This is a genomic window from Streptococcus mitis (assembly GCF_002096845.1).
Taxonomy (GTDB): domain Bacteria; phylum Bacillota; class Bacilli; order Lactobacillales; family Streptococcaceae; genus Streptococcus; species Streptococcus mitis_A.
This window is the reverse complement of sequence record NZ_NCVK01000041.1, coordinates 1-713: the sequence shown is the minus strand read 5'-3', so window position 1 is coordinate 713 and position 713 is coordinate 1. Positions and strand designations below refer to the sequence as shown.

General features: G+C 36.3%; 1 protein-coding gene. It reads right to left on the bottom strand.

Annotated features, from left to right (window positions below; genetic code table 11):
* Positions 1–23: 23 nt before the first annotated feature.
* Positions 24–713, bottom strand: a 690-nt coding sequence (locus B7695_RS07005) for a transposase (protein ID WP_142358878.1), incomplete at its 5' end; no start/stop codon positions are given.

Below are 713 nucleotides of genomic sequence, written 5' to 3'. Positions count from 1 at the left end.
TTTTTCACCCTATTTTTTGAGATTTATGTTACTCTATAGATGAAATCAACTACCGATTGGGCCTTTATCTTTCTTGGATATTTTCGATTCGGTCGAATAATAGATAACTGTTTCTTGAGGTAGTTTTTCAACTGGAGAGAAGAAAGGGAACAGTTAAAAAACAAACGGCAGGCATAAGCCGCATCTGAGAAACACACTTTATATCTTTGTTTTTTACGACTACTGTCGATGGCAACTTGCGAGATTACCCAACGACAAAAGTTAAAATTTGTAAAGCGAGCAAAGATTTCTTGGAGAATCCCTTCCTTCTTTTTTGCATGAAAATTGACCAAGCCAACACTGTATTTCAGGTCACGAAAACTAGTCTCTATGCCCCATCTGCTGGCGTAGAGATTTTTTAATTCTTGGATTGAATAGTCTGTATTTGTCACTAAAGTTTCGTATTTTCCTTCTTCCACTTCTAAACGCACCATACGAAAAGGAAGTTGGTATAGTTCAACAGGGTCATGTTTTCGACTTGTTTCTGGAAGAAAATCAAAAGTAGAATTGTGTGGAATAAAATGATAGTCATTGGGACAGTTGAGATAAAGTTTTTTGAGCTGATTGGTTTGCTTTCGTGATAATGTTAGAGAAAATGTTTGATCAAAACACTCTGTATTTGGCAAGTTGAAGGAGGAACGCATGGATTGTTTTCCATCTCGAATACGGATGAT